Annotated in this window: 23 protein-coding genes; 8 read left to right on the top strand and 15 right to left on the bottom strand. The window is 42.5% G+C overall.

All coding sequences use genetic code 11. The features are described 5' to 3' along the window. Positions 1-2 precede the first annotated feature (2 nt). A complete protein-coding gene (locus H1A14_RS08845; RefSeq protein WP_194775872.1) occupies positions 3-1,349 on the bottom strand; it encodes a hypothetical protein in 1,347 nt (448 codons plus the stop codon). 283 nt (positions 1,350-1,632) lie between these two features. Beyond that, positions 1,633-2,025, bottom strand: a complete 393-nt coding sequence (gene msrB / locus H1A14_RS08840) for a peptide-methionine (R)-S-oxide reductase MsrB (RefSeq protein WP_317174863.1) — start codon at positions 2,023-2,025, stop codon at positions 1,633-1,635. Between the two features lie 303 nt (positions 2,026-2,328). Between msrB and H1A14_RS08835 the strand changes: the two genes are divergently transcribed. After that, entirely contained in the window at positions 2,329-3,036 is a 708-nt protein-coding gene (locus tag H1A14_RS08835; protein ID WP_194775870.1) for a hypothetical protein, read from the top strand. Between the two features lie 112 nt (positions 3,037-3,148). Here the strand turns inward: H1A14_RS08835 and H1A14_RS08830 are convergent, their stop codons facing one another. From H1A14_RS08830 to H1A14_RS23410, 5 genes are all read right to left on the bottom strand, one after another. Beyond that, complete coding sequence (locus tag H1A14_RS08830) at positions 3,149-3,856, bottom strand: LytR/AlgR family response regulator transcription factor (RefSeq protein ID WP_194775869.1); 708 nt, start codon at positions 3,854-3,856, stop codon at positions 3,149-3,151. Next, positions 3,849-5,288, bottom strand: coding sequence for a sensor histidine kinase (locus H1A14_RS08825; RefSeq protein ID WP_194775868.1), 1,440 nt, complete (start codon positions 5,286-5,288; stop codon positions 3,849-3,851). The genes H1A14_RS08830 and H1A14_RS08825 overlap by 8 nt, the downstream gene beginning before the upstream one ends. Before the next feature lie 111 nt (positions 5,289-5,399). After that, positions 5,400-6,866 (bottom strand): SLC13 family permease, encoded by a 1,467-nt coding sequence (locus tag H1A14_RS08820; protein WP_194775867.1) that lies wholly within the window; start codon positions 6,864-6,866, stop codon positions 5,400-5,402. A gap of 142 nt (positions 6,867-7,008) precedes the next feature. After that, positions 7,009-7,593 (bottom strand): DUF5034 domain-containing protein, encoded by a 585-nt coding sequence (locus H1A14_RS08815; protein WP_194775866.1) that lies wholly within the window; start codon positions 7,591-7,593, stop codon positions 7,009-7,011. A gap of 147 nt (positions 7,594-7,740) precedes the next feature. Then, positions 7,741-7,827, bottom strand: a complete 87-nt coding sequence (locus tag H1A14_RS23410; protein WP_394355328.1) for a DUF1731 domain-containing protein — start codon at positions 7,825-7,827, stop codon at positions 7,741-7,743. Between the two features lie 79 nt (positions 7,828-7,906). On the opposite strand from H1A14_RS23410, the gene H1A14_RS08805 reads away from it, so the two are divergent. Further along, positions 7,907-8,263 (top strand): YbjQ family protein, encoded by a 357-nt coding sequence (locus H1A14_RS08805; RefSeq protein WP_194775865.1) that lies wholly within the window; start codon positions 7,907-7,909, stop codon positions 8,261-8,263. 69 nt (positions 8,264-8,332) lie between these two features. Here H1A14_RS08805 and H1A14_RS08800 read toward each other — a convergent pair whose 3' ends face one another. Both H1A14_RS08800 and H1A14_RS08795 read right to left on the bottom strand, forming a co-directional pair. Next, positions 8,333-8,800 carry an RES family NAD+ phosphorylase gene (locus tag H1A14_RS08800; RefSeq protein WP_194775864.1) on the bottom strand — a complete coding sequence of 156 codons (468 nt, stop codon included), beginning with the start codon at positions 8,798-8,800 and terminating at the stop codon, positions 8,333-8,335. Positions 8,801-8,802: 2 nt separating this feature from the next. Beyond that, positions 8,803-9,348 carry an antitoxin Xre/MbcA/ParS toxin-binding domain-containing protein gene (locus H1A14_RS08795; protein WP_194775863.1) on the bottom strand — a complete coding sequence of 182 codons (546 nt, stop codon included), beginning with the start codon at positions 9,346-9,348 and terminating at the stop codon, positions 8,803-8,805. Positions 9,349-9,727: 379 nt separating this feature from the next. Here H1A14_RS08795 and H1A14_RS08790 point away from each other — a divergent pair, with 379 nt between their 5' ends. Further along, entirely contained in the window at positions 9,728-11,581 is a 1,854-nt protein-coding gene (locus H1A14_RS08790) for a WG repeat-containing protein (protein WP_194775862.1), read from the top strand. Continuing rightward, a complete protein-coding gene (locus H1A14_RS08785) occupies positions 11,582-12,235 on the top strand; it encodes a DUF2306 domain-containing protein (RefSeq protein WP_194775861.1) in 654 nt (217 codons plus the stop codon). 58 nt (positions 12,236-12,293) lie between these two features. Here H1A14_RS08785 and H1A14_RS08780 read toward each other — a convergent pair whose 3' ends face one another. Then, on the bottom strand, positions 12,294-12,770 hold the full coding sequence (locus tag H1A14_RS08780) for an SRPBCC family protein (RefSeq protein WP_194775860.1): 477 nt from the start codon (positions 12,768-12,770) through the stop codon (positions 12,294-12,296). Positions 12,771-12,870: 100 nt separating this feature from the next. After that, positions 12,871-13,332 carry a cold-shock protein gene (locus H1A14_RS08775; protein WP_194775859.1) on the bottom strand — a complete coding sequence of 154 codons (462 nt, stop codon included), beginning with the start codon at positions 13,330-13,332 and terminating at the stop codon, positions 12,871-12,873. Between the two features lie 340 nt (positions 13,333-13,672). On the opposite strand from H1A14_RS08775, the gene H1A14_RS08770 reads away from it, so the two are divergent. Further along, complete coding sequence (locus tag H1A14_RS08770; protein ID WP_194775858.1) at positions 13,673-14,029, top strand: hypothetical protein; 357 nt, start codon at positions 13,673-13,675, stop codon at positions 14,027-14,029. Here H1A14_RS08770 and H1A14_RS08765 read toward each other — a convergent pair whose 3' ends face one another. The 3 genes from H1A14_RS08765 to H1A14_RS08755 all read right to left on the bottom strand — a co-directional run bounded on the left by H1A14_RS08765 (position 14,030) and on the right by H1A14_RS08755 (position 16,401). Continuing rightward, positions 14,030-14,515: a hypothetical protein gene (locus H1A14_RS08765; RefSeq protein WP_194775857.1), complete on the bottom strand. Its 486-nt coding sequence runs from the start codon at positions 14,513-14,515 to the stop codon at positions 14,030-14,032. It lies immediately after the preceding gene. A gap of 94 nt (positions 14,516-14,609) precedes the next feature. Continuing rightward, positions 14,610-14,894 (bottom strand): TIGR03643 family protein, encoded by a 285-nt coding sequence (locus H1A14_RS08760; protein ID WP_194775856.1) that lies wholly within the window; start codon positions 14,892-14,894, stop codon positions 14,610-14,612. A gap of 256 nt (positions 14,895-15,150) precedes the next feature. Further along, on the bottom strand, positions 15,151-16,401 hold the full coding sequence (locus H1A14_RS08755) for a hypothetical protein (RefSeq protein ID WP_194775855.1): 1,251 nt from the start codon (positions 16,399-16,401) through the stop codon (positions 15,151-15,153). Positions 16,402-16,829: 428 nt separating this feature from the next. On the opposite strand from H1A14_RS08755, the gene H1A14_RS08750 reads away from it, so the two are divergent. From H1A14_RS08750 to hrpB, 3 genes are all read left to right on the top strand, one after another. Continuing rightward, on the top strand, positions 16,830-17,975 hold the full coding sequence (locus tag H1A14_RS08750; protein WP_194775854.1) for a Gfo/Idh/MocA family protein: 1,146 nt from the start codon (positions 16,830-16,832) through the stop codon (positions 17,973-17,975). An 832-nt stretch (positions 17,976-18,807) separates the two neighbouring features. Beyond that, positions 18,808-19,323, top strand: a complete 516-nt coding sequence (locus tag H1A14_RS08745; protein WP_228527689.1) for a DUF2911 domain-containing protein — start codon at positions 18,808-18,810, stop codon at positions 19,321-19,323. Positions 19,324-19,400: 77 nt separating this feature from the next. Continuing rightward, entirely contained in the window at positions 19,401-21,899 is a 2,499-nt protein-coding gene (gene hrpB, locus H1A14_RS08740) for an ATP-dependent helicase HrpB (RefSeq protein WP_194775852.1), read from the top strand. Positions 21,900-21,925: 26 nt separating this feature from the next. On the opposite strand, the gene H1A14_RS08735 is transcribed toward hrpB, so the two are convergent. Further along, positions 21,926-22,519, bottom strand: a complete 594-nt coding sequence (locus tag H1A14_RS08735) for a hypothetical protein (protein ID WP_194775851.1) — start codon at positions 22,517-22,519, stop codon at positions 21,926-21,928. Positions 22,520-22,572: the final 53 nt, after the last annotated feature.

Genomic DNA, 22,572 nt, shown 5'->3' with positions numbered 1-22,572 from the left:
CCTTAAAAAGTAAAGGCAAAACCAATGGACCAGAAAAACCCAGTCCGCAAAGCACTTCCATTCACATTCCCGGGATTTTCCAAATAAGTCAGTTCAGGGTCGAAAACCGTATCCAATCGATCTACCGGCCCCGTAATGCCACCTATGTCGAAAGTTGCCTTGTATTTGGTTCCATAAGAGGCGCCTATACCATAAAGCGTGCGCCATCTAACCTTTTCTGTAAACGAAATCCCAGGGCCTAAAACCGCATGGTATCCCAATTTATCGATGTCCTGGGATAGCATTCCGTAACGAACCAAAGCCGCCATGCCGATTTCTATACCCGGGGTTTCTCTTTGTTCTATGGAATAGGAGGCATCTCCATCCGATAAAGGAGGAACTACCCGGTAAGACTCATTGCTAAGGGTACTGCCATAAAAAGCCGGCCCCACAGACCAATATTGCCGGGATAGGGGTTCCTGTATGACAATGGGCATTTCATAGGTAGCCAAGTTGAAACCCGACCTTCTGGGCTCTATTTTCAACACGGGCGGTTTGTTATTGGGATCAAAATAAAGCGGCAAAGAAATGTAATTGCCTTTTTTTTCTTTGATAAACATCAATGCATTAAGCATCTGCAAAGTGGTTTCCGGATTTAACGCCGCTGACATTCTTTCTTTGGAAGCCGACAAACTATCTAAGGCGCTCCTCAGGGACCTGTCCGCTTGATTAAATTCCCTCCAGCGGGTCACTTCTTCCCTGTATTGCGCGGTAAAAGCCAGATAACTCTCTTTTTTTTCGTTGACGTTTTGGCCAAATCTCCTCAAGTCATTCTGAACTTGATCCAAATCTCTTTTGGCCTGATCATAATTGAAGTAGCTGTTGGGAGAAGGCCCTTCTTCGAAAGCACTGATTTGCTTTTGTCGCATCATCAAGACCAAATTATTGAGCTTATCAACCAATTGATTGTGTCGGGTCAACAATTCCATCATATCCGGCTTCTGATCCTTCATTTTGGCCCCAACGATTTTAACATTGTTGCTCACTTGGGGAACTGAAAACTCTTCCCAAAAAACAAATTCTGACATTTTCTCAAAAGACAAAGAAAACCATTCCGGGGGATTGTCGAACGGGTAAGGGACCAATTCAGTATTCGGGTAAGGATTTGGCTTGTCGTCGGATATCACCGCCACCTTGTAAAGGTTCATGTTGATATTACTGACCATGATTCTATAAGCATCACCGGGTTGAAGGGTGGGCATTTTACTGCTGGTCTTGTTTTCAAAATCCACATGAATCGCTGTCTGTGCGGACAAACCTGTAAGTGTGAACAAAAAAATCAAAATGAAGCAATCCAATCTTCCTTTCATAAGCCAAGGTTTATTAATCAAAAATAGGCAAGAAACGGGGGAGAGTAAAGTGTTCTATTCAAATCCAATGATGCAAACACTTCCAATAATGATTTTACGTTTAAATCGTTTGGTTATCCCAAAGTCCATTTAATCAAATTTATACAAAATTCTGCAAATTAAAAGTGCAAAGCATTGATTTTCAAAACACCAAACCGTAGAAGTCTTCCAATAAGTGGACGAATCTGTTATTGAAATTAGGGATTGTAAGGCATAGCAAACTTCAATTTAAAATAGAAACCCATTATTTTTTCTTAAAGCCCATAGAAATCGAATTGATACAGTAGCGGATGCCTCCCTGATCCTTGGGCCCGTCCGGAAAACGGTGTCCCAAGTGACTACCACAAGCCGCACATAGAATCTCTTCACGAACCATCCCGTGGGAGTAGTCCATTTTCACTTCAATGGCAGCGTCACTTACGGGATGGGTAAAGCTCGGCCATCCACATCCACTGTCATACTTGTGTTCCGAATGGAAAATCTCATTGCCACAGGCCCTGCATTCATAGATTCCGGTATCCTTGTTCAGGTAGTATTCACCAGTAAAGGCTCTTTCAGTCCCTTTTTCCCTCAACACACGGTATTCTTCAGGGCTTAGTATTTCTTTCCATTCAGATGCTGTCTTGTCTACTTTCATTATTTTCATTCATTTTGTCTACTTTATAAAACATCAGAAAAATACAAAAGTTTATTTCCTTTACTTATTAAATTCCAATCTTAACGAAAGTATAGGAGCAATCGGAAGCACCAAAAGGTCCTTTGATTTTTGCGAAAATCATTTTTAATCATTTGATAATCAGTGAAAAATGCCAAGGAAATCAGAATTCATTTTTTTAAATTTATTTAAGTAAAAATACCCGCTCCGCTTTTAGTGGCATGATCCACTTCACCTGTACAAGGCAAGGGCTGGCATTACCTTTAACCTGTAAATTAAGATTTAATGAAAAGGGTTTTCAAACTGATCTTTTTGCTTTTTTGGCTCGAATCGAATGTAGGCCCTCAGCTGCATGCACAGGTTATCCATAATCAGGAGGGTTACCAACTGTTGTATGACATCGGTCTCGGAAAACATGTCAAATTCCGTTTTGAAAGTGACAGCACCAAGGTTGAGGGTCATCCGCTTTTGTTTGATGGCCTGATTGAAGGGATGCTGATGTATCAAGATGGCACCTTGATGGACCCAATTTATTTCAACTTTTATCCTGAAAAAAACCAGCTGTTTGTCCAAAAAGAAAACGGTCCCATTTACAAGGTAAACTTATCCAAATTGGCCTTCGTGGAAACCTATGCCCAACCCTGTAGGAAATTTCAAGCTTACCTCAAAGAAGGGCAATGGCATCTTTTTGAAGTGATCTATGAAAATATCGATGGCATCCTTCTGGCGGAAAATCTGAAGGTCAAGGATGCTTCTCTACTGGAAAACACCCATCACCGGGGTCCCAAAAAGGTGGTCTATGAAGCTTCTATCCGCTATTTTTGGCTCCAAGGCGATCAATGGACAGACCTCCCCAAAGGAAAAAAAGGGTTAAAATGGATTGCCGGAAGCCAATGGGAGAAAGGAAAAACCTACCTCAAATCCCAAAAAAACAAAGAAATGAACCCTGAAAACCTCCGGAAATTCTGCCTGTATTTGGAATCGGAAACTTAAATCATTTTAATAATCAGCACTTTTTAAAGAACATAAAGATCTAGATTAACACAAAAGTTCATTAATAATAACTACTAATACCCAAATATCCTTTCTTCATAAGATCCAAACTTCAATTACTCAACCTCCTCATCTCCGACAACCTCCCCAAAACCTCCTGCAACCCCTCCAAAAAACTGCTGCTGACGGGAACGGCTTTGCCGCCTAAATGAAGTTGATGTCTTTCAATTTTATCGATTTTCTCCGCATTGACAATAAAAGAACGGTGCGTCTGTACAAAATGATCAGGTAGCTGTTGGGCAGCTTCAGAGAGGGTCATCCGGCCCATGACTTTTTGGTTGTTCATGTAGAAAGTCACATAATTTCCGGCTGCTTCACAGAAGAGCAGGTCAGTCCAAGTGACCTTGACTTGTTCATACCCTGATTTGACATAAAAATACCCATCCGATTTGCTTTGGCTCTTCAGGTCATACAAGGTCTTGGCTTTCTGACATGCTTTTAAAAATCGGCTGAGTGGAAAGGGCTTCAAAAGGTAATCGATGGCATCCAGTTCAAAGCTTTTGACAGCATGTTCTGAATAAGCAGTGGTAAAAACCACCATAGTGGTGGCTGGAATCATCTCGGCCAGTTCCATGCCTGAGATGTCAGGCATCTTGATGTCCAGAAACAACAGTTGTACAGGGTTTTCTCTCAGATAATCAAGTGCTTGAATGGCATTGGTGAAAGTGCCTTTTAAGTGGATAAAAGGGACCTTGGAGGCATGGCTTTTGATGACCTCCAAGGCCATGGGTTCATCGTCGATGGCAATGGCTTCAAGCATTTTTGCGTGGTTTGAAATACAGGGTCAAATGTACGAAAAACTCCATGTCATTTTCCCGGATCACCAGTTCATGCTGTTCGGCATAGAGGAGCTCAAGCCTCTTCCTTACATTGGCCAAACCTACCCCTGAGGCTTCCATTTCGGGATCTTGGGCTTGTTTGGGATGGATGCTGTTGTGTACATCAAGGTCCACTTTTTGTTCCGAACAGGTCAGGTTGATCTTCACCCATGATTTGTTCTGTAGACTGATGCCATGCTTGAAGGCATTTTCCACAAAAGGAATCAGCAGCATAGGAGCCAATTCTCCCGAACAGGGTTCCTCTTTGGTTTTGAATACAATTTCTACCTTCTCCTGATCCTTGAGCCTGAGCAGCTGCAGATCCACATAATGTTGGAGGTATTCCTTTTCCCTTTCCACAGGGATTCTGTCCCGGTGGTTTTCATGCAACATAAAGCGCATCATGTCACCGAGTTTCTGAACACCCTCGGCCGTTCTCTCGGCCGATTCCTGCAGGGCAGTGCCGTACAGCGTATTGAGTGAATTGAACAGGAAATGGGGATTGATCTGTGAACGGAGAAAATCCAGGTTGGCTTGTCCCTGATCCACCTGATAAGACAACGTATTGATTTCTCCCAGAATGGCCTCATATTTTTTAAAAAACAGATTGGACAGGGGTATGATAATGACCATGATCAATAATACCATACCAACCCCAAAATAGACCGGAACAAAAGAGTGTGAATTAATGGCAACAAAAAGGGTAAGCCCAAGAACCCCGGCCAATAGCAGTATGTAATACGCATTGGCTTCGGAGGTTCTGTTGGCTTTCCGGTATTGATAGATCAAAAAGAAATTGTAAACCACTACTAAAATAAAAGCGGGTAAAATGATGGCGTAGGTGACCAAAACCGGATCTGGAAGTACGACAAACTGTAACTGAAACAAGAATATAAGGGTGAAAATGTAGATGGCCAACAACCGGAGGATATTGTAAATCAGGTAATCCTGCAGTCGGGGAGGGTGAACGAGTTCCTGCAGAATCTTGACCGCAACAAGATAACCCACATAGACCGCAATGGTATTGAAATAAAATGGCATCCAAGCATCTTGGGTGTATTCGGCATTGAAAGCAAATGCAAGGGTAAGGCCCATGGAAGCAAAAAACACCAACAGGGAGTAAATGATAAACTTTGCTTTCTTTTTGTCCTTTAGATAATTGGGAATCAGTTTGATATGGACTAGAGAAAAAGCAAGGAATAGGATGATGGGAATAAAGATATTGGCGAAATACCTGACGGTCCGTATGTAATCATCATTGTGAAAATGAGAAACATTTCCTCCTTGAAGGAAATTGCTCAGGATAATGGCCAGAAACAAAATGGTAAGCAACCACCATTCAATCTCCCTAAACTGCAAAGCTCTTGATTTCATAGGTCTTGATTTTTCAACAAGAATAGGCCAAGGGGGTAAAGTAAACAAAAATAAGTGACAGACTCCGCCATACCGGGGACGAATAGGCCCAATCTATCCCTATTTGGCCCATCAAAAGGGATTGAAGCTTAAATCGATATTCCAGAGCAAAGGCAACAGGAAATAGGTAAAAAATGCCACGAGGAGAATGGAAATAAGGTTCATCCACAAGCCGGCCCGTACCATGTCAGGGATGGTCAAGTAGCCAGACCCAAAGACCACCGCATTGGGAGGTGTGGCCACCGGCAGCATAAAGGCACAACTTGCTGCCATCGTCGCACCGACCATCAGACCATACGGGTGTATATTCATGGAGATGGCCACAGCGGAAAGAATGGGCAACAACATGGACGCAGTAGCCACATTGGAGGTAATCTCGGTGAGAAAATTTACGGAAAAAATAACAAACAACAGAAACAACCAATAGGGCAGATAGTCTAAGAAGACAAATTGTCCACCGATCCAGTCAGCCAATCCAGTGGTTTTGAAGCCTTCCGCCAAGGCCAAACCACCTCCAAATAGGATCAAAATGCCCCAGGGAATGCTTTCTGCGGTCTTCCAATCTAATAACTTAGTTTGATTATGGGAGGAGGGGAGCACAAAGAGCAGAAGGACCCCACAAACCGCAATGATGGTATCATCCAACTGTGGAATCAATCGGTTCCAGATCAGATCCCGGGTAATCCAGAAAAAGCTGACCAACAAAAAAACCACCAAGACTCTGATTTCTGCCTTGCCGATAGGGCCGAGATCATGCAGCTGCTTTTCGATTTCTGTCTGTCCACCGGCTATCTGAAGGCCTTTGGGCAGGTGATAGGCAAACCTGACCAAATACCACCAACAGATGCCCAATAGCAGCACGCTGATGGGCAAACCAAACAGCATCCACTGGGCAAAGGAAATCTCCACGCCGTAGATTTCCTTGATCACTCCGGCTAGAATGATATTGGTAGGGGTACCGATCAGGGTGGCCACACCGCCAATGGATGCGCTGTAAGCAATGCCAAGCATCAAGGCCTTTCCGATGGCTTGTGGCCGAAGGCTCTGATCCAAAGGATCGACATCCATCTGTTTGACCACAGCCATGGCGATGGGCAACATCATCAGTGTGGTGGCCGTATTGGAAATCCACATGGAAAGAAAGGCCGTGGCCACCATAAAACCCAGAATGATCATCCTAACATGGCTGCCGATCCAATGGATGATGGTCAGGGCAATGCGGCGGTGCAGGTTCCATTTTTCTATAGCTGCTGCAATCATAAATCCACCCATATACAGCAAAACCATGGGATGCGCATAATTGCTCGCCGCCTGACCGATGGGCAAGGCCCCAAGCAATGGCAGCAATACCAAAGGAAGTAAAGCAGTGGCTGCGATCGGTATGGCTTCGGTAATCCACCAGGTCGCCACCCAAGCGGTGACGGCCAACATGATGCGGGCTTCCTGAACCATGCCGGCAGGAAACCAAAACCAGAGAACAGCGAAAAATAAAACCGGTCCCAAAAAGAGACCAACCCTCGAAATGGGGGATGATTGCATAGCCATTAGGATAAGGCAATAAGATTACACAAATCCGAGCTCAAATCAAAAAAGGGAGGGATTTACAATTCTTTATTTAACATAATGTAAATTATATAACAATACATAACCTTTACAAATCCCCTTTGTAATTCTTATCATTCTATTCAGAAGGTATTAACAATACTTCAACTGGAAAAGACTCCATCGTTGTCCCATCTTCCAAGTCGGCAATCAAAATAAAAGTATGCAGGTCTTCAGTTTCTGGATTAACCTCAAAAGTAAAATAAAAATCATTCCAGTTACTTCTATTCAAATGATTATCAATAAAATCTTCTTTAGTATATTCCTGAAGAAAATGTGTAAAGTTTACTATTTCTGTCAAATCACTTCCTGCTGGAAAGGCAGGGTTGAAATCTTTGTTACTGATAAGTCTGATATTAACTGCAGGATTGATTTTATTCCAAACCGTACATTCACCATCAAGGTTAGATCCCCTATCGGGATTTTTAGCCATCTCTATCCTCATCACCAATCTGTCAATATTCAGCATATCTTCATTTCTCCAAATGCCATTACCACCATTACCACTCGGTATAGATATTGATCGAGGTGTAAGTCCAAAACGTATAATTTCAAACCTTACATTCTCACATTGTTCATTTGCACAGGCACTTATAAGCATCAAACATAGCATCTGTGAAAATACATTTGACCAAAATTTTAATTTAAATTTTAGTACTTTCATTTTATTGATTTTTGGAATGTTCAATGACCTAATGATTCCTCAAAATAATAATTAATTTTTAGTTATACAATTATGCTTTTCTTTGAATGATAATTTATTAAATCTTATCAACATGCTATCCAAAGATTAGTTTTTTTACCGGCCTACCTACTCGCAAAGATCCACTAAAGCCTCTTCTATAGTGGGAAAACGGAATTTATAACCAGCTTCAAGTAAGCGCTGGGTACCAACAATGTAACTTATTCATAAACAACCTTACCATGAAAAACACCGTTATTTCATTAACTATTCATAAATTTTCAACTCTGTCACTATGAAAAAGCACTTGCCCTTTTTGTTCGGATTTTTAATCCTTGCTATTTTTGCAAGTTGTACCTCTACCATGTCTTTATCCGGTCTGGAGGACAGTTATGAAGGCATGGAAATCTATACCGCCAAGGTGCCGGACAGAAGTTTCAGGGAGCTCAATTTTATCGAAGTAAGAAGCGGCTGGCCCATGGATGCCAATAGACTGATGGACCGCTTGGTCAAAAGAGCCAAAGATGAAGGAGCAGACGGTTTGATCAATGTCAGGCTTACCTCCTTGGAAAGGTCTTTTACCATTTCTGGTACCGCCGTTAAATTTGAAGATAGCATCCCAAAAGAAACCGGCGCTGTTCTCAATCCTTGATGACTAAGCTTCAGGCTGATCATATGTCGCTATTAAATCAAAGGGCAAAACAACTCTTCCACTTTCTACCTATACCCCCAGTTTGTAAGCAAACTTTCTTACATCCATTACCTTAAAAAAACCATGGATATCCGGAAATATAGGATTGACCAAAAGATTGTGCTCATCAGGATAAAATGAAGTGTGTAACCTGGCAGAAGGAACCTTTAAAAAGGGAAATGATTTCTCCATCAGCCAGAGTTTGCCAAATTCCTGTGTGGCCTTGCCATGGGGCAACACATCCCATTGTTCAGGAAGACTGTTTTTTTCCATGGTTCCGATCAGATTGCTGTCCTTTATTTCATAAATGACCACAAACCAAGGTTCCATGGCTACCGAGGTGCCTTTGATGCACAAATACTCCAAAGCAGCCAGGGCCGCTGTACTTCCCGCATAAATCATAGGAAAACCTTTAGGGTTCCACCTTCCCCCTGACAAAGAACAGCTATAGGGTGCTGTGTGGTATTTTTCGGACATCATGCGATAATAGTACAACATGCTTAAAGGACATTGCCAAAATGAAGGGCATCTATGGCTTCATGCACCAGCTCTATTCCTGTCATGGATACCATCAGATCGGCAGGAACCGAATTGCCCAGCGCAAAATTGGGGCTGCTAAGCCAGGCTTTCAAACGGGATTGCTGACCGAATACCTCCATGCCTTTTTTGATGGCCTCATCCATCTTGAAAAACTGATAGGATCCCGGAGTTCCAATAAGACTTTCAGCTGTCCACCTCGAAACCGTACTGGGAGAAACAGACGCTGCCTTGGACACATCCACCATCTTGAGCGCCAAAAAATCGATAATCGGTGAAATCTCTGCAAAAGTCAGGTTTTTTTCTAGCTTTTCCCCTACTTCAACCAAACTATGGGTGTCTTTCAGGTCTTTTAAGAAGTAACCAAAGCCACTTTTGACCTCATAACTGACTTGATTCCCCCCTCTACTGATCACAAAAGTATCCACAGTACCATAAGGCACTTGATAATCTGTCAGTTGCTCAGATTCTTTTGAATCTAGCTTGATATATTTTTTACCTTTTTTCATTTGACACACTAATATATGTCATTTGAAATATAATTAAAAGTATTTACTTATTTTTTCAAAGGATTTTATAAATTCCGGAAAAAGGGGAAATTCCTAAAATGGGAATAATTAATTCCACTTAATTGATGTATGTAGGCATTGTCGCCAGTAAAATGCTAATTCAATGCAATGCTCGCCGGGAAACTGAAATATCAGGGACATACCGGCCCTCCGACAGGCTGGGGTCTTCCAACTTTGTTCCGCATCCGACCCATTTGAAGTAGCATATTGGCTTACTGGCAAAGAAGCGGATAACCATAAAATATTTTTTGATCAGCCTATTCCCCCTATTTCAAATTAAGAAATTATTTGGTAGTTTTCGTTTTGTTCTGACTGACTTATGGCAAAATTTAATCTGTTCTTCCCAATGATTTGCGTCGCTGCCTTGGCAGTCTTTTCGGCCTGTGGCCATCAAACTCCTGAAGAAGAACCTGTGATGGATTTAACGGTTTTTTCCGAAGCTTTCACCGAAGAGTTTCAGGAAAAAATCGCATCGAAAAACGATGGTGAGCTTATTGCTTTTTTTAAGCTGAACCGATCCAAAGAGGCCATCACAACTTTGGTGGACATCCTAAAGAACAAAAAAAATTATAATGTACAGTGCCATCTGGATTTTGCCAATGCCAAGTTCGACCAATACAATGGAGAATCAGCCATTGCTGTGATCCCTGTGACCTTGGTAAATCCTCATTTTCCAGACCAGGAACCTGAAAGATTTACCATACAGACCAGTTTTACCAAATTCGGTGATGCTTTTTTGATCACCGAAATTGATGGCGATTTGCTCCATCAAAGGCACCATGCCTTCTATCAAAGGGATTTTTGGGCAACGGAGTTTGCTTTGGAATACGAAAAAAGAAAAGGGGTGTATGACATCGTGGAAAGGCTGCAATCCGGAGTGGATTCTATCATTTGGTTTACCAGATACCAGGACCGCCTTTACTTTTATTTCACCAAAGGTGAATGGGCAAATCCAAAATACGTCTATGATATCGAAAAAATTGATTCTACAGCAAAACCATCACCTTTCTACAAAATGGGTTTGCTGGATGAAAAGGGATCGGTTATCATTCCAGCGGAATATGATCTGATAGGTACTTTGGGATTTGATATGGCCAACCTGGTAGAAGTCAAGGACCAGGGGAAATATGGCATGTATCACCTGGAGTCAAAACTTCCCGTCATTCCGGCAGTTTATGATGTTTTGATCCCCTATTCCGGAGAAAAAAATGTGATCATTGCCAAAGATGGTAATAGAACAGGCTGGTTCAGCAGTGATTTTTTGTATTCTGAAGGCCTTCCTCCTATTGCTCAGATCGATGATTTTTTGGCAAATTACCGCTATCTGAATAAGGATCTGATCATTCAGCAAGGCAATCAGGCCATGATGGAAATCCCCAAACAAGAACATTTGGGGGATGGTTTTGTAGTACCTCCTTCCTATCTGGTGTCCATGCAGGTGATGGATACCATAGAAAACGGATTTATGACCACGAGGCATGTATTCAATGCAGGCATTGAGCGCAAGGAGTTTACAGGTTTCAGCATTCAAACTTTAAAGGACAAATTCAATGCTTTTATAGTTTTGGTCAAAGAAAAATACATGGAAGGACGCGAGGAGTTTTACCACTATAACAAGATGATGGTAACCGATGATCAAAACAAAATCCAATCCGTCCAGAAATACAGCGGGATGGACATGATGTCAATCCGGTATATTGCTGAATCCGACTTGTTCGAGGGTAAGACCACTCATCCTTACTGGTTTTGGGAAATAGATGTTCCAGAATCCGGGATCTCCAATTATTATTATTTCCAAATTGAAGAAAACGGTAATTTCCAAGACCTGCCAAATCAAAGGATCTTTGCCCAAACCAAGTTTGTAAAAATGGATAGCAGCTATTTGAAGGGGAAATATTTGATAAACATGGATGAAGGCACCTCCGTAAAAACAGATTTTTTGTCTGCCCATACCATACAGTTTATGTTGGATGAACTCTTGGCAGACAACGGGTACCTTTTTCCCGATTCTGAACGGGGTAGTTATTTTTACTATCTCAATTACCATTATGAAGAGAATGTGTTGGAAAAAGAACCCTCCCTGGAAAAAGTAGTCCAGCAATTATCCGAAATAGAAAGGCACAATTTTGATTTTTTGGGCGGCCTTCTGCCCAAGACCCTAGCCAGTAGATAAATGGAGTTTTGGAAGAAATGGCTGGTTTGGGGGTTCATCTTTTTTGCCTTTTTATGTATCGTGCCTTTGGTCTGGGTCACTTTCAGTTATTTCAATTTTTCACCCGATTTTGGATTTCTTAGGATTAAAGCTGATGCGGTGCAAACAGGTTGGTATTTACCGTTTTATTACCTTCACGTACTTCCCGCAGGCTTGGTCTTGCTTGCTGGATTGGTACAGCTTTTGCCCTTGTCAAGCAAGAGATACCGCCAATGGCACAGGTGCGTAGGAAGGTTTTATGTATACTCGGTTTTACTGTTAGTGGCACCGGGAGCCCTCGGCATGACCTTTTTTATAGGCCGTGGCATGATGGTTTTTTTGAGTTTTCTTTTCCAAAACCTGCTCTGGATCGCATTTACCTACGCTGCGGTTCTTGCTATCAAAAACAAAAATCTCATAGGTCATAGAAGGTGGGCATTAAGAAGTTTTGGTTTGGCCTTTGCCGCGGTGACACTAAGGCTTTATATTTTCGTTTTTAATTGGGACTTTGACCTCTCCAATGCCTCGGCATATGCTTTTATTGCTTGGGCAAGTTGGACCCTTAATTTGCTGGTAGTGGAAATCTATCTTGGCTCCAAAAAGGAAAAGATCTTATCCGAAAGTTTTATAAAATGAACTTTTGAAGCATCTTAATTTTCTTGACAACGATCATTAATTTGCTTAATTATTCCTCTTAATTATCTAAAATCAACTTCCACTGATCAGATTCAGCAAATTCCTTGATGACCTGGTTTCGCTTTAACAAGAAATTTGTCATGTAATTCTTAAGGATTAATCCGTCTACCAATTTACCAATGATTCCATAAGGAGATTCGAAGTCAAATCTGTCAATCATTAATGTTCCGTTGCCCTTTTGTTCAAAAATATGTTCATGTCTGAAACCTTTAAAAGACCCTTTAGTCATTTCATCCACAAAAAAAAACGGCCTTTTAAATTCGGTGATTTTAGTAGAAAGTGTCTGAACAATTCCAAAATGTTTTGCTCTCCAGGTCACAGATTCATGCAGTTCAATTAGACCAGATGTAACACCCTCTATGGCCTCCTCATTGGTATGTTGAGTCGAAATTTTATGAAAATCTATGCTTCTCGATAAATCGAAACATCGATCAATTGGAGTCATAACATGTGTTGTCAAGATAATTTTTGGCATAAAATTGTTTTGGTTCTTTCATTTCTATAACCCAAAAAACCCACCTTCAAGAAGGCGGGTGCGGCAATGGTTTTTTGACCTGTGGGGGTCAGTCGAGAGATTAAGTTTTGGGGATCAGTTTGACCTCGATGGCGCTGAGGCCTTTGGGGGTACGTTCGGTTTCAAAAGTGACCTTGTCATTTTCCTGTATGGCATCGATGCAGCCATTCAGGTGGACAAAGATGCTCTCTTGATTTTCCTGGTCTTTGATAAATCCGTACCCTTTGGAATCATTGAAAAAAGTAACGGTGCCCTTGCGGATCAGGTCTTCAGGCTCAATGTCAGCTTGCTTGGAGGTGCTGACCTGAATGCTCTCCGCTTCTATTACTCTTTTTTTGGTAGGATCCGGTGGAGTGTCGGTGATGTTACCATCTGCATCAACATAAGCAATCATGTCGTCCAGGCTACCTCCCTTGTCGGAATTGGCCCTACGTGCTTCTTTTTTCTCTTCCTTTTCCTGTTTTTTCTTCAGTCTTAGCTTTTCTTTTTCTTTTTTGTTAAAGGTTTCTCTCGATTTTGCCATGTAGTTTTTTCTGGTTAAATATTATTTTCTTCTTCCGCCTTCACGTTAACCAATTAATCATTCATGTCCCAAAATGTTCAATAAAAACAGGGTTTTATTGAGTCTGCTTATCTCAAGCTTGAAAAAATCAGGAAGAAATCAAACGGATCTATGGTAGGTCTGTTGGAAGAACTACAAATTTCCATAAAAAAACAGTTTAATCCTATTTTCTGTTAAGATAAGTTGGATTTGGCACCCATGCCGTCTGCTTTTCCTAAGCTAATCAACTTCTTCGAAAACAAAGCCTGTATTGATTGGCAATTATTCCAAAACAAAGTGAAAATTCACGTAAATTGCAGGTATGCAGGAATCGTGGAAATTTGATATACCCCAGGAAAAACTTACCGAAAAACCGGAGATCGGGCTCCGGACATTGGTGCAGTCAAGAGCCAAAGAAATGGGCATCTTTCTCTCCTATTATACCCGATCGGAAGGTGCTGTGGTCGAACAGGTGCAGATTAAAGGCCCTATACAATTTGAAAGTACTCACCGGGGCAAGTTTGAGGTTTCTTTTGTTAAAATCTTCTTCAATGCCTGTCTCAACATCCATGTGGATCAGGAAGAAATGATGGCATTGAGTTTTGCCTGGGAACCTGAAAAAGCCTTGTTGACCCTTAATGGCCCTTTGATCCCGGAAAGGGAACCCGATGAGCTTTGATCAGCGGAGGTGCTTTTTAAGCTCAGCGATGGGCTCCTCAAAATCATACCGTAAATCCTCATGGAGACCCGCAACTGCCTTTTCGATCTTGCCGATCTGCATGGCATAGAGGTTTTCCATCACTGGACTGGCATTGAACAAGTAACCGTATTCTTCCAGTTTCTGACAGAAAAACACGATCAATTCAGCCTGAATGGCCTTATCCTTGGTAAATTTGAGGTACTTGTTTAAAACCCTGCGGATTTTCTGGGCTGATTTTTTGGCATAATAGTAGTTTCTGGCGTTTCCTTTCTGAAACTCATCTTCCAGTTCTTCTTTCACCATATCCGTAAAAAGCTGCGGATTGTGCCTGCCAAAGAGAGTGAAATATAACTTCCGCTTGTTGTCCATATTGAAAGTCGCCAATTCCAGCACCAGATCCTGGAGTTCCTTTTCGGACAAAAACTTAAGCTCTTTTCTTATTTCGGCAATGCTCGCAATTTTCATGGATGATGGTATATAGATTAAAAAACGAAATTAAAGGTTTTTGCTTCACCAAAAAATCTATCCTGAGAAACTTCTACCTGAAAAATGAAGGGCTTTATCGCTTGGATATGCGATTATGGGTTATCGTACGCTGAAGGTTGGATTTAAAACGGTTGGCTTCCGGATGACCAAGCTGGGCATGTTTGGTTTTGCGGCCCTGAACACGCCTGCGCCACAACCTGAAAGAGGCTGGTTTTAGCTGTCCACGCATCAGTTCGATCACCGCTTGTTCTGCTAATCCAAACTGGAATTCAATCGCCTGAAAAGGAGTTCTGTCCTCCCAGGCCATCTCTATGATCCGATCGATTTCCGAATGGTTGATGTGTTCGGGTAATTTCATGTATATACAACCAAATGAGGGGGTTAAATGTTTAAAATGGATATTGGCATGTGTATCAGAAGTCCACAGCTTTAAATTTTTGTAGGTCAACACATTTTTTTTAACCATTGCAATATTGGATAATGGACAATATGTAGGTTCGATATTCGATGGTATTGATGCTAAAACCAATTTTTATTTTGAAATTTCAATTTATTTCCACCCCGCATGAAAAGAAACTTTGCTAATTGAACGACTACAAGTCATTTTCGGCCGCTTACTGCCTTACCCGGAACCTCCCCTCAATATCTAAAGGCCCAACTTCCCTTCCTTTGCTATCAAGAAACTTAGTGGTTTTGAGTTTGAAATAAATTTCCATCATCCCTCCCCGTCCTGGCTGATATTCCAGTATTTGAACGAATCCACTCTCAACATTTACATCCTTTTGCTTGGTAGGGTTATTGGATACTTTTATGGTATATTGTTTGTCGGATGGGTAGTATATGTTTAATTTATTGATCTGAGGTTCTTCCGAAAGGTTGATTAAAAAGCTGGTAAAATCATTTTTTGTAGAGGGAATACCATCCACATATTCCTCGTTGTTACCAAAATGAAACCTACGATATTTAGGGTAATCTTTGGGATGAAACATATCGATTTTGTTGTGCTCTCCAGCACTGTTTCTGATGATGATCTCTAGTCCATTTTCAGTGTGATAGGGTGAAGTGGTGATCCCCATCAGGCGAAAGGGATCTTGGATGCCTCTTGGTTTTTCTGACCATTCATAGGTTTTTCCATTGATGGAGTAGATAAAATAAGTTGAACCATACTTATCGGATAGTTCTTCCCTCCAGGCCGGATCGTTGTAATATTCTTCTATGCCCATGTTCAGCAGGTGATTTCTCTCCCTCATTCGGTCGGCATGTTCGAGCATCGTTCCAGTCGTGATGGAGGTATGCACTCTATCTTCCAATTCAACTACCTGACCGGCGATTTGTACTTTCTCGGTCTCTGCTTTGGCGGTACTCGCAATCAACGGCAAATTCTTAAGGACAAAATCATTGACCGCCCCATAAGACTCCCCTATCATATTTTCAAATGATCTGTTTCTTCCTATACCCGGATATAGTTTTCCTTTGAATTCAAATGAACTCGACACCATGATTTTTTGATTTACCGGGTTACGTATTTCCACTTCAAAAGCGATCCGTGGATTTCCAAGTTGGGCCTCAGACTTAAAATAGTCCTTGATGTTTCCAGTTATGATAGCCGACAATCCATCCGAAACTTGATTTTTCAAAACATTTCCCACTTCAAGACAGGTAAGTGTAAATAAATTGTCTTTTAAACCTTTGACAAATTCATTGGCGTCTGAAGCCATCAGGTTGGGTGCCGAAGTTCTGAATGTAGTGACATTTACCTTGAGAGGCTCTTCCAAAGCCAAAGTGGAACAGTCTAAGCTTTGCTGTGCATAAATGTTTGGTTGGAACATACAAAGCATTACAATTACCTTGATGCATCTCTTCATAGGTAAAACTTTAAGGTTAGAATCAAATCACAATAGCTTTTAAAAATACAATTTATGGTATTTTCAAATACATAAAATGTATTTCATAAAATAATTTTCTATTTTTGATTTAATCCCAAATGGAAATAAAGAGTAATCATCCAATTGAATTATGGGTTAAAAAATGAAGGGAGGATCACCATTTCTTTTGAATGGTAAATCCAGTAGTAAATTTTGCTCTGTGGCCGGAAAAAACCATGCCGTGAAAAAAAGGATACTTCATAAGACACAAAAAACAATCGTTTTCCCAATGTTTAATTTAGGAAAGCCCATTTAAAACTGAAACCTCTTTGCCTTCATTGCCACTTTTTCCATTTGGAAATTATAAATTGCATACCAGACAAATATTTTGATTCAATCAATTCCTAAAAAACCTAATTTAATCATTCATGAAAAAAATCAATGTGGCCATTGTCGGCACCGGATTTATCGGTCCAGCCCACCTGGAAGCCCTAAGAAGACTCCCCTATCTTGAAGTAACCGCCTTATGTGAAGTCAGCCAGGAACTGGCTGAGGCCAAGGCAGAAATCTTGGGCATCCCCCATGCCTATACTTTTGAGGAAATGCTCAAGCAAAAGGACATTGATGTGGTCCACATCTGTACACCTAACTTCCTGCATTATGCCCAGTCCAAAGCCGTTTTGGAAGCCGGAAAACACGTGGTCTGCGAAAAGCCTCTTGCCGTCAAAATCGATGAAGCCGAGGCACTCGTCGCACTGGCCAAGAAAAAAGGCTTGGTCAATGCAGTCCACTTTAACCTACGCTACTATCCCATGGTCCGTCAGATGAAGGCCATGCGGGAAAACGGTGAATTGGGTGAAGTCTATGCGGTCATGGGCTCTTACCTGCAGGATTGGCTGTATTTGAACACAGATTACAACTGGCGTTTGGAGCCGGACAAATCCGGAGACTCCAGGGCCATCGCGGACATCGGATCACACCTTTTGGACCTCACGGAATATGTTACGGGGTTGAAAATCACAGAAGTGATGGCCGATTTTTCTACCGTGCATAAAACCCGCCTTAAGCCATTAAAGGCCATAGAAACCTATTCTGGAAAAATGCTGCAGCCTTCCGATTACCAGGAAGTGCCCATCAATACAGAAGACCATGCCACAGTCATGTTGCGCTTCGACAACGGCAACAAAGGTTCTGTCACCGTCAGTCAGGTCAGTGCAGGCAGAAAAAACCGACTCAACATCGAGATTTCAGGATCGAGAAGCAACTTTGAGTGGTGTTCTGAAAAACCCAATGAAATGTGGATCGGCAAGCGGGAGACGCCCAATCAGCAGTTGATGAAAGATCCATCCTTGTTTGACAGAGAAGCGGCGGGGTTGATCAGTTTTCCCGGTGGACACAACGAAGGCTTTCCGGATACTTCCAAGCAGATGTTCAAAGAGGTGTATGCAGCAGTTAGAGAAGGAAAGCAGCCCGATGCACCCTCCTACCCTACTTTTGCGGATGGCTTAAGGGAACTTATCATCGGGGAAAGGATCATCGAAAGCCATAAAAAACAGGCTTGGGTAAAGGTGTAGATCGTAAAAGGTTTTTATTCTAATTAGTGATAAAGTTGACCTAAGAATCTTTGGTTTGAGCTTGAGGGCTGAAGAAGGATGACAGATGACGGATGTTTAATAAAGCATTACATCAGTAAAACAGGATATCGGAGATTTGGGAGATACGATTTATGAGTTACGATTTACGATTTACGATTTACGAGTTACGAATTACGAGGCATTCGATATGGCAGAAGCAGTTAAAATCCAAGAATAAGACAACTTGATAACTTCACTGACAACAATTCATAATTCAAAACGCTCCATCACCCTGTGAGCTTATGGCTAATACTCCGATATCCTGTTCTCTGGAAAAAGGAATGATGAATTTTGAATGTTGAATAATGAATCATGATTTACGAGTTTCGAGTTACGAGTTACAAGTTACGAGGCATTCGATATGCCAGAGACAGTTAAAATCCAAGAATAAGACAACCTGACAACTTCAGTGACAACACTGACAACCCTGATAACAATTTAAAACTCTCCATCCCTCTTTGAGCTTATGGCTAATACTCCGATATCCTGTTCTCTGGAAAAAGGAATGATGAATTTTGAATGTTGAATAATGAATCATGATTTGGGAGTTACGAATTACGAATTACGAGTTTCGAGGCATTCGATATGCCAGAGACAGTTAAAATCCAAGAATTAAGACAACCTGACAACTTCAGTGACAACACTGACAACCCTGACAACAATTCAAAACTCTCTATCCCCCTGCTTTCCCTTAGCGCTTTGAGCTTATTTTTATGGCAGAAATCCGTATATTCAAACCTTCGATGATTCAATTACACTAAACCAAATGACTATGAAATTAAAAAACACCATTCGCATTTTCTTTTCTCTGCTTGTGATGGGTTTGTTTGTTCAACAAACCCAGGCGCAGGAAGAAAAGCCCAGCCCGGCCAGAACGGCTAAAGGCAGTATCAACGGAGCCAACATCACAGTCAACTACAGCAGCCCAGCTGTGAAAGGAAGATCCATCTGGGGTGATCTGGTTCCTTTGGGTCAGGTTTGGAGAGCCGGTGCCAATGAGGCCACCACCTTCGAAACCGACAAAGACATCAAAGTACAGGGCGAGACCTTGCCGGCTGGCAAGTACAGCCTTTTCCTCATTCCTGATGAATATGAGCCCATGATGATCTTCAACAAGGTGCACAAACAATGGGGTGCCTTCGAATATGATCAGGCTGAGGATGCACTCAGGGTCAAAGTTTCCCCTGAAGGAAATGAAGAAATGGAGGAAAGACTGGTGTACAACGTGACCGACGATGGTCTGGAAGTAAAGTGGGAATATTGGAAAACAAAGGCTCGCATAGAATAGGGCAATTTTCTTAAGTTAAAGCCATTGCGTTTTTTCTTTATGGGAAAAATACAATGGCTTTTGTAGTTTTATACCCAATGAAGTCCAACATTTTGCTATTCGATCCCTTTAAAATCAATTTACCGGTAACGGAAATCATCCCGGAGGCCAGAGAACATTTGGCCAAAACAAACACCCTGATCCTCAATGCCCCTCCCGGAGCCGGGAAAAGCACCTTGCTTCCCCTTGCTTTTTTGGAGGAAAGCTGGTTGAAGAACAAAAAAATACTGATGCTTGAACCCCGTCGGCTGGCTACAAAAACCATAGCTGAAAGGATGGCTGAGCTTTTGGGTGAAAACACAGGAGATCAGGTAGGTTACCGGATCCGGTTTGAACAAAAAATCGGTCCCAAAACCCGTATTGAAGTATTGACAGAAGGCATCCTCACCCGCATGCTGCATCAGGACAATGCGTTGGAAGAGGTGGGAATGGTGATATTCGATGAATTTCACGAAAGAAACCTGCATGGAGAAGTGGCCATGGCCCTTTGCAGGGAAGCCCAACAAATCCTGCGACCTGATTTGAGGATTTTGGTTATGTCCGCTACCTTGGATATGCCTCAGCTTGCCGAGTTGCTTCAATCCCCTGTCATTGTTAGCAAAGGCAAACAGTATCCAGTGGAATTGATTTACACCGGAAGCAATGACGAATGGCTAATGCCTGAAATGACAGCCAAGACCATCCTTCAAGCAGCTAAGGAGAAAACGGGAGATATTCTTGCTTTTTTACCTGGCCAGGGTGAAATCAAGAAGTGCGAGGCCATTCTGAGAAAAGAACTGCCTGATTTTTCCATCCATCCCCTCTATGGTCAGCTTTCCAACAGGCAGCAGACCCAAGCCATATTGCCCAGAAAAGACGGTAAAAGAAAAGTGGTATTGGCTACTTCCATTGCAGAAACCAGCTTGACCATTGAAGGGATTTCCGTGGTGGTGGACAGTGGGTTTGGAAGAAATCCACGGTTTGATCCTAAATCAGGCCTTTCCAAACTGGTGACACAGAGGATCTCTCAGGACTCTGCAGACCAACGGGCCGGAAGAGCAGGAAGATTGGGGCCAGGCACTTGTTACCGCATGTGGACCAAAGCAACCCAAGCCAGCATGCAGCCCTTCCGCAATCCCGAAATATTGGAGGCAGACCTCACTGCCCTTGTTTTGGACATGTTGCAGTGGGGCATACAGGATATTCAGAAAATGAGTTGGCTGACTCCTCCGCCTTCGGGCAACCTTGCGCAGGCCATGGACACATTGGAGCAATTACAGGCGGTGGAAAACGGAAAAATCACCCTCCATGGCAAAGAAGTCCATGCCCTGCCCTGCCACCCCAGAATTGCCCACATGCTGATCAAAGCCTCAGCCTCTGATCAATTGGCTTTGGCTACTGATGTGGCAGCGCTGATGGAAGAAAGGGATCCCATGGGATCTGAAGCAGGTGTAGATATGAACCTGAGGATAGAGCAATTGAGAAGAGTGAGGAAAGAAAATTTGCAAGTCAAAGCCTTTCAAAAGATAGAAAAAGTAGCGGCTTCATACAGAAAAATGTTCGGTATAGCGGCTGACAACCGACCATTTGATCCTTTTGAAACAGGGGTGCTTCTAGCATATGCCTATCCGGAGCGGATCGCTTCAGCCAGACCCGGGAACAATGCCCAGTTTCAATTGGCCAATGGCAAACTGGCCATGATGGGGCATAGGGATGATTTGGCCCATGAATCCTGGATAGCCATAGCCCATGTGGATGCTAGGGACGGCGTGGGCAAGATTTTCCTTGCCGCACCCCTAAACCCCAAAGATCTCCTCCCCTTGGTCAAAGAAAAGGAAATCCTAACTTGGGATACCCGAAAAGGAGGACTGCAGGCCAGCAAAGACCTTAGGATAGGCAGCATTGTACTCCAAAGCAAACCCATCACCCACATTCCCGAAAAGGAATTGGACCAAATCCTCTCTACTACCCTCAAAGCTGAAGGTGCCCATCTGTTGGATTTCAATGAGGCTGTAACCCAATTTCAATATCGGGTGAATGCACTGAAAATTTGGCGGCCCGAGGAAAACTGGCCTGACTTTCAGACCAACGCTTTATTAGAAAATACCTTGGAGTGGCTTGCTCCCTATTGGCAAGGGGTCCGTAAAAATGAAGCCCTTAAAAAACTGCCTCTGGAAGAAATTCTATTTCACAGCCTCTCCCCAGAACAACAAAAGGCACTGCATCGATTGGCTCCTGAAAAAATTGAGGTGCCGAGTGGATCCAAAGTCAGACTACAATATGCACCCGATGGCCAAACTCCGGTATTGGCTGTCAGGTTACAGGAATTGTTTGGGATGCAGGAAACCCCGAGGGTCAACGGGGGTCAGGTACCGGTTCTGATCCATCTTTTGTCACCGGGATTTAAACCGGTTCAGGTCACCGGTGATTTGAAAAGTTTTTGGCAAAACACCTATTTCGAAGTGCGCAAAGAACTCAAACGCCGTTACCCCAAACATTACTGGCCCGATGATCCACTTCAGGCTGAAGCGGTCAGTGGGGTAAAAAGGAAAAAGTAAGTTTTGTAAAAGTTAATGAAGATAGCCTAATTTTTTGGCGGATTGATCATGATATGGGCACGGTGGGTACCGGGATCCATGATCCAAGGCATACCAGGCGCCTCCGGCTTCAAAGGAAGGCCTGTGCTTTCAACGGTGGCAAAGGGTATGTACACCACATAGCGCAGATATCCGTTTTGCACCTCTCCCGTTTTGGCATTGAAATTCTCCTCGTCAGCTGTAAAGACAAAAAGGGTCGCGCCGTCTTTGGGCATTTTCAGTTTTCCGGCCTTTACCTCTTCCTCCCGGATATCGAAAATTTCTTTGAAGGATTTACCTTCGGCTTTTAAATCCCTGCCCCTTTGCATAAATTCCTCAATGTCCTGGTGGTAGCAGGAAACTGAAAAGCCTGGTGCATTGGGATCATCTGCCAGACAGATCATTTCATTGCTGCCTTCTCTCAAGACCATAAATTCTCCCATGGCACTATGGCCGTATACTTTGGCACCGTCCCGAAAAGCTTCCGGAGAAGCCAAGAGGGCACTTTTTATCTGGGCTTCTTGAGAAGGGATTTCTACCTGAGCGACAGCGGAAAGGCAAAGCAGTCCAAATAGGCCTATTAAAAAGAATCTTGTCTTCATGGTTTTTTTCTGGGTTTGTATGGGATTTTAAATTACAAAAATTCAGCTAATAA

Source organism: Pararhodonellum marinum, from assembly GCF_015354735.1.
Classification (GTDB): domain Bacteria; phylum Bacteroidota; class Bacteroidia; order Cytophagales; family Cyclobacteriaceae; genus Pararhodonellum; species Pararhodonellum marinum.
Note: the sequence above shows the minus strand (reverse complement) of the source record. Positions and strands in the feature narration are given on the sequence as shown.

Bases quoted from the DNA above. Each gene is read 5' to 3' on its own strand.
- hrpB (WP_194775852.1), top strand. From the start codon at position 19,401: ATGAAGTCCAACATTTTGCTATTCGATCCCTTTAAAATCAATTTACCG.
- H1A14_RS08830 (WP_194775869.1), bottom strand. From the start codon at position 3,856: ATGCTTGAAGCCATTGCCATCGACGATGAACCCATGGCCTTGGAGGTC.
- H1A14_RS08795 (WP_194775863.1), bottom strand. From the start codon at position 9,348: ATGAAAAAAGGTAAAAAATATATCAAGCTAGATTCAAAAGAATCTGAG.
- H1A14_RS08820 (WP_194775867.1), bottom strand. From the start codon at position 6,866: ATGCAATCATCCCCCATTTCGAGGGTTGGTCTCTTTTTGGGACCGGTT.
- H1A14_RS08735 (WP_194775851.1), bottom strand. From the start codon at position 22,519: ATGAAGACAAGATTCTTTTTAATAGGCCTATTTGGACTGCTTTGCCTT.
- H1A14_RS08805 (WP_194775865.1), top strand. From the start codon at position 7,907: ATGAAAAAGCACTTGCCCTTTTTGTTCGGATTTTTAATCCTTGCTATT.
- H1A14_RS08755 (WP_194775855.1), bottom strand. From the start codon at position 16,401: ATGAAGAGATGCATCAAGGTAATTGTAATGCTTTGTATGTTCCAACCA.
- H1A14_RS08835 (WP_194775870.1), top strand. From the start codon at position 2,329: ATGAAAAGGGTTTTCAAACTGATCTTTTTGCTTTTTTGGCTCGAATCG.
- H1A14_RS08790 (WP_194775862.1), top strand. From the start codon at position 9,728: ATGGCAAAATTTAATCTGTTCTTCCCAATGATTTGCGTCGCTGCCTTG.
- H1A14_RS08745 (WP_228527689.1), top strand. From the start codon at position 18,808: ATGAAATTAAAAAACACCATTCGCATTTTCTTTTCTCTGCTTGTGATG.
- H1A14_RS08770 (WP_194775858.1), top strand. From the start codon at position 13,673: ATGCAGGAATCGTGGAAATTTGATATACCCCAGGAAAAACTTACCGAA.
- H1A14_RS08765 (WP_194775857.1), bottom strand. From the start codon at position 14,515: ATGAAAATTGCGAGCATTGCCGAAATAAGAAAAGAGCTTAAGTTTTTG.
- H1A14_RS08815 (WP_194775866.1), bottom strand. From the start codon at position 7,593: ATGAAAGTACTAAAATTTAAATTAAAATTTTGGTCAAATGTATTTTCA.
- H1A14_RS08845 (WP_194775872.1), bottom strand. From the start codon at position 1,349: ATGAAAGGAAGATTGGATTGCTTCATTTTGATTTTTTTGTTCACACTT.
- H1A14_RS08750 (WP_194775854.1), top strand. From the start codon at position 16,830: ATGAAAAAAATCAATGTGGCCATTGTCGGCACCGGATTTATCGGTCCA.
- H1A14_RS08780 (WP_194775860.1), bottom strand. From the start codon at position 12,770: ATGCCAAAAATTATCTTGACAACACATGTTATGACTCCAATTGATCGA.
- msrB (WP_317174863.1), bottom strand. From the start codon at position 2,025: ATGAAAGTAGACAAGACAGCATCTGAATGGAAAGAAATACTAAGCCCT.
- H1A14_RS08800 (WP_194775864.1), bottom strand. From the start codon at position 8,800: ATGTTGTACTATTATCGCATGATGTCCGAAAAATACCACACAGCACCC.
- H1A14_RS08785 (WP_194775861.1), top strand. From the start codon at position 11,582: ATGGAGTTTTGGAAGAAATGGCTGGTTTGGGGGTTCATCTTTTTTGCC.
- H1A14_RS08775 (WP_194775859.1), bottom strand. From the start codon at position 13,332: ATGGCAAAATCGAGAGAAACCTTTAACAAAAAAGAAAAAGAAAAGCTA.
- H1A14_RS08760 (WP_194775856.1), bottom strand. From the start codon at position 14,894: ATGAAATTACCCGAACACATCAACCATTCGGAAATCGATCGGATCATA.
- H1A14_RS08825 (WP_194775868.1), bottom strand. From the start codon at position 5,288: ATGAAATCAAGAGCTTTGCAGTTTAGGGAGATTGAATGGTGGTTGCTT.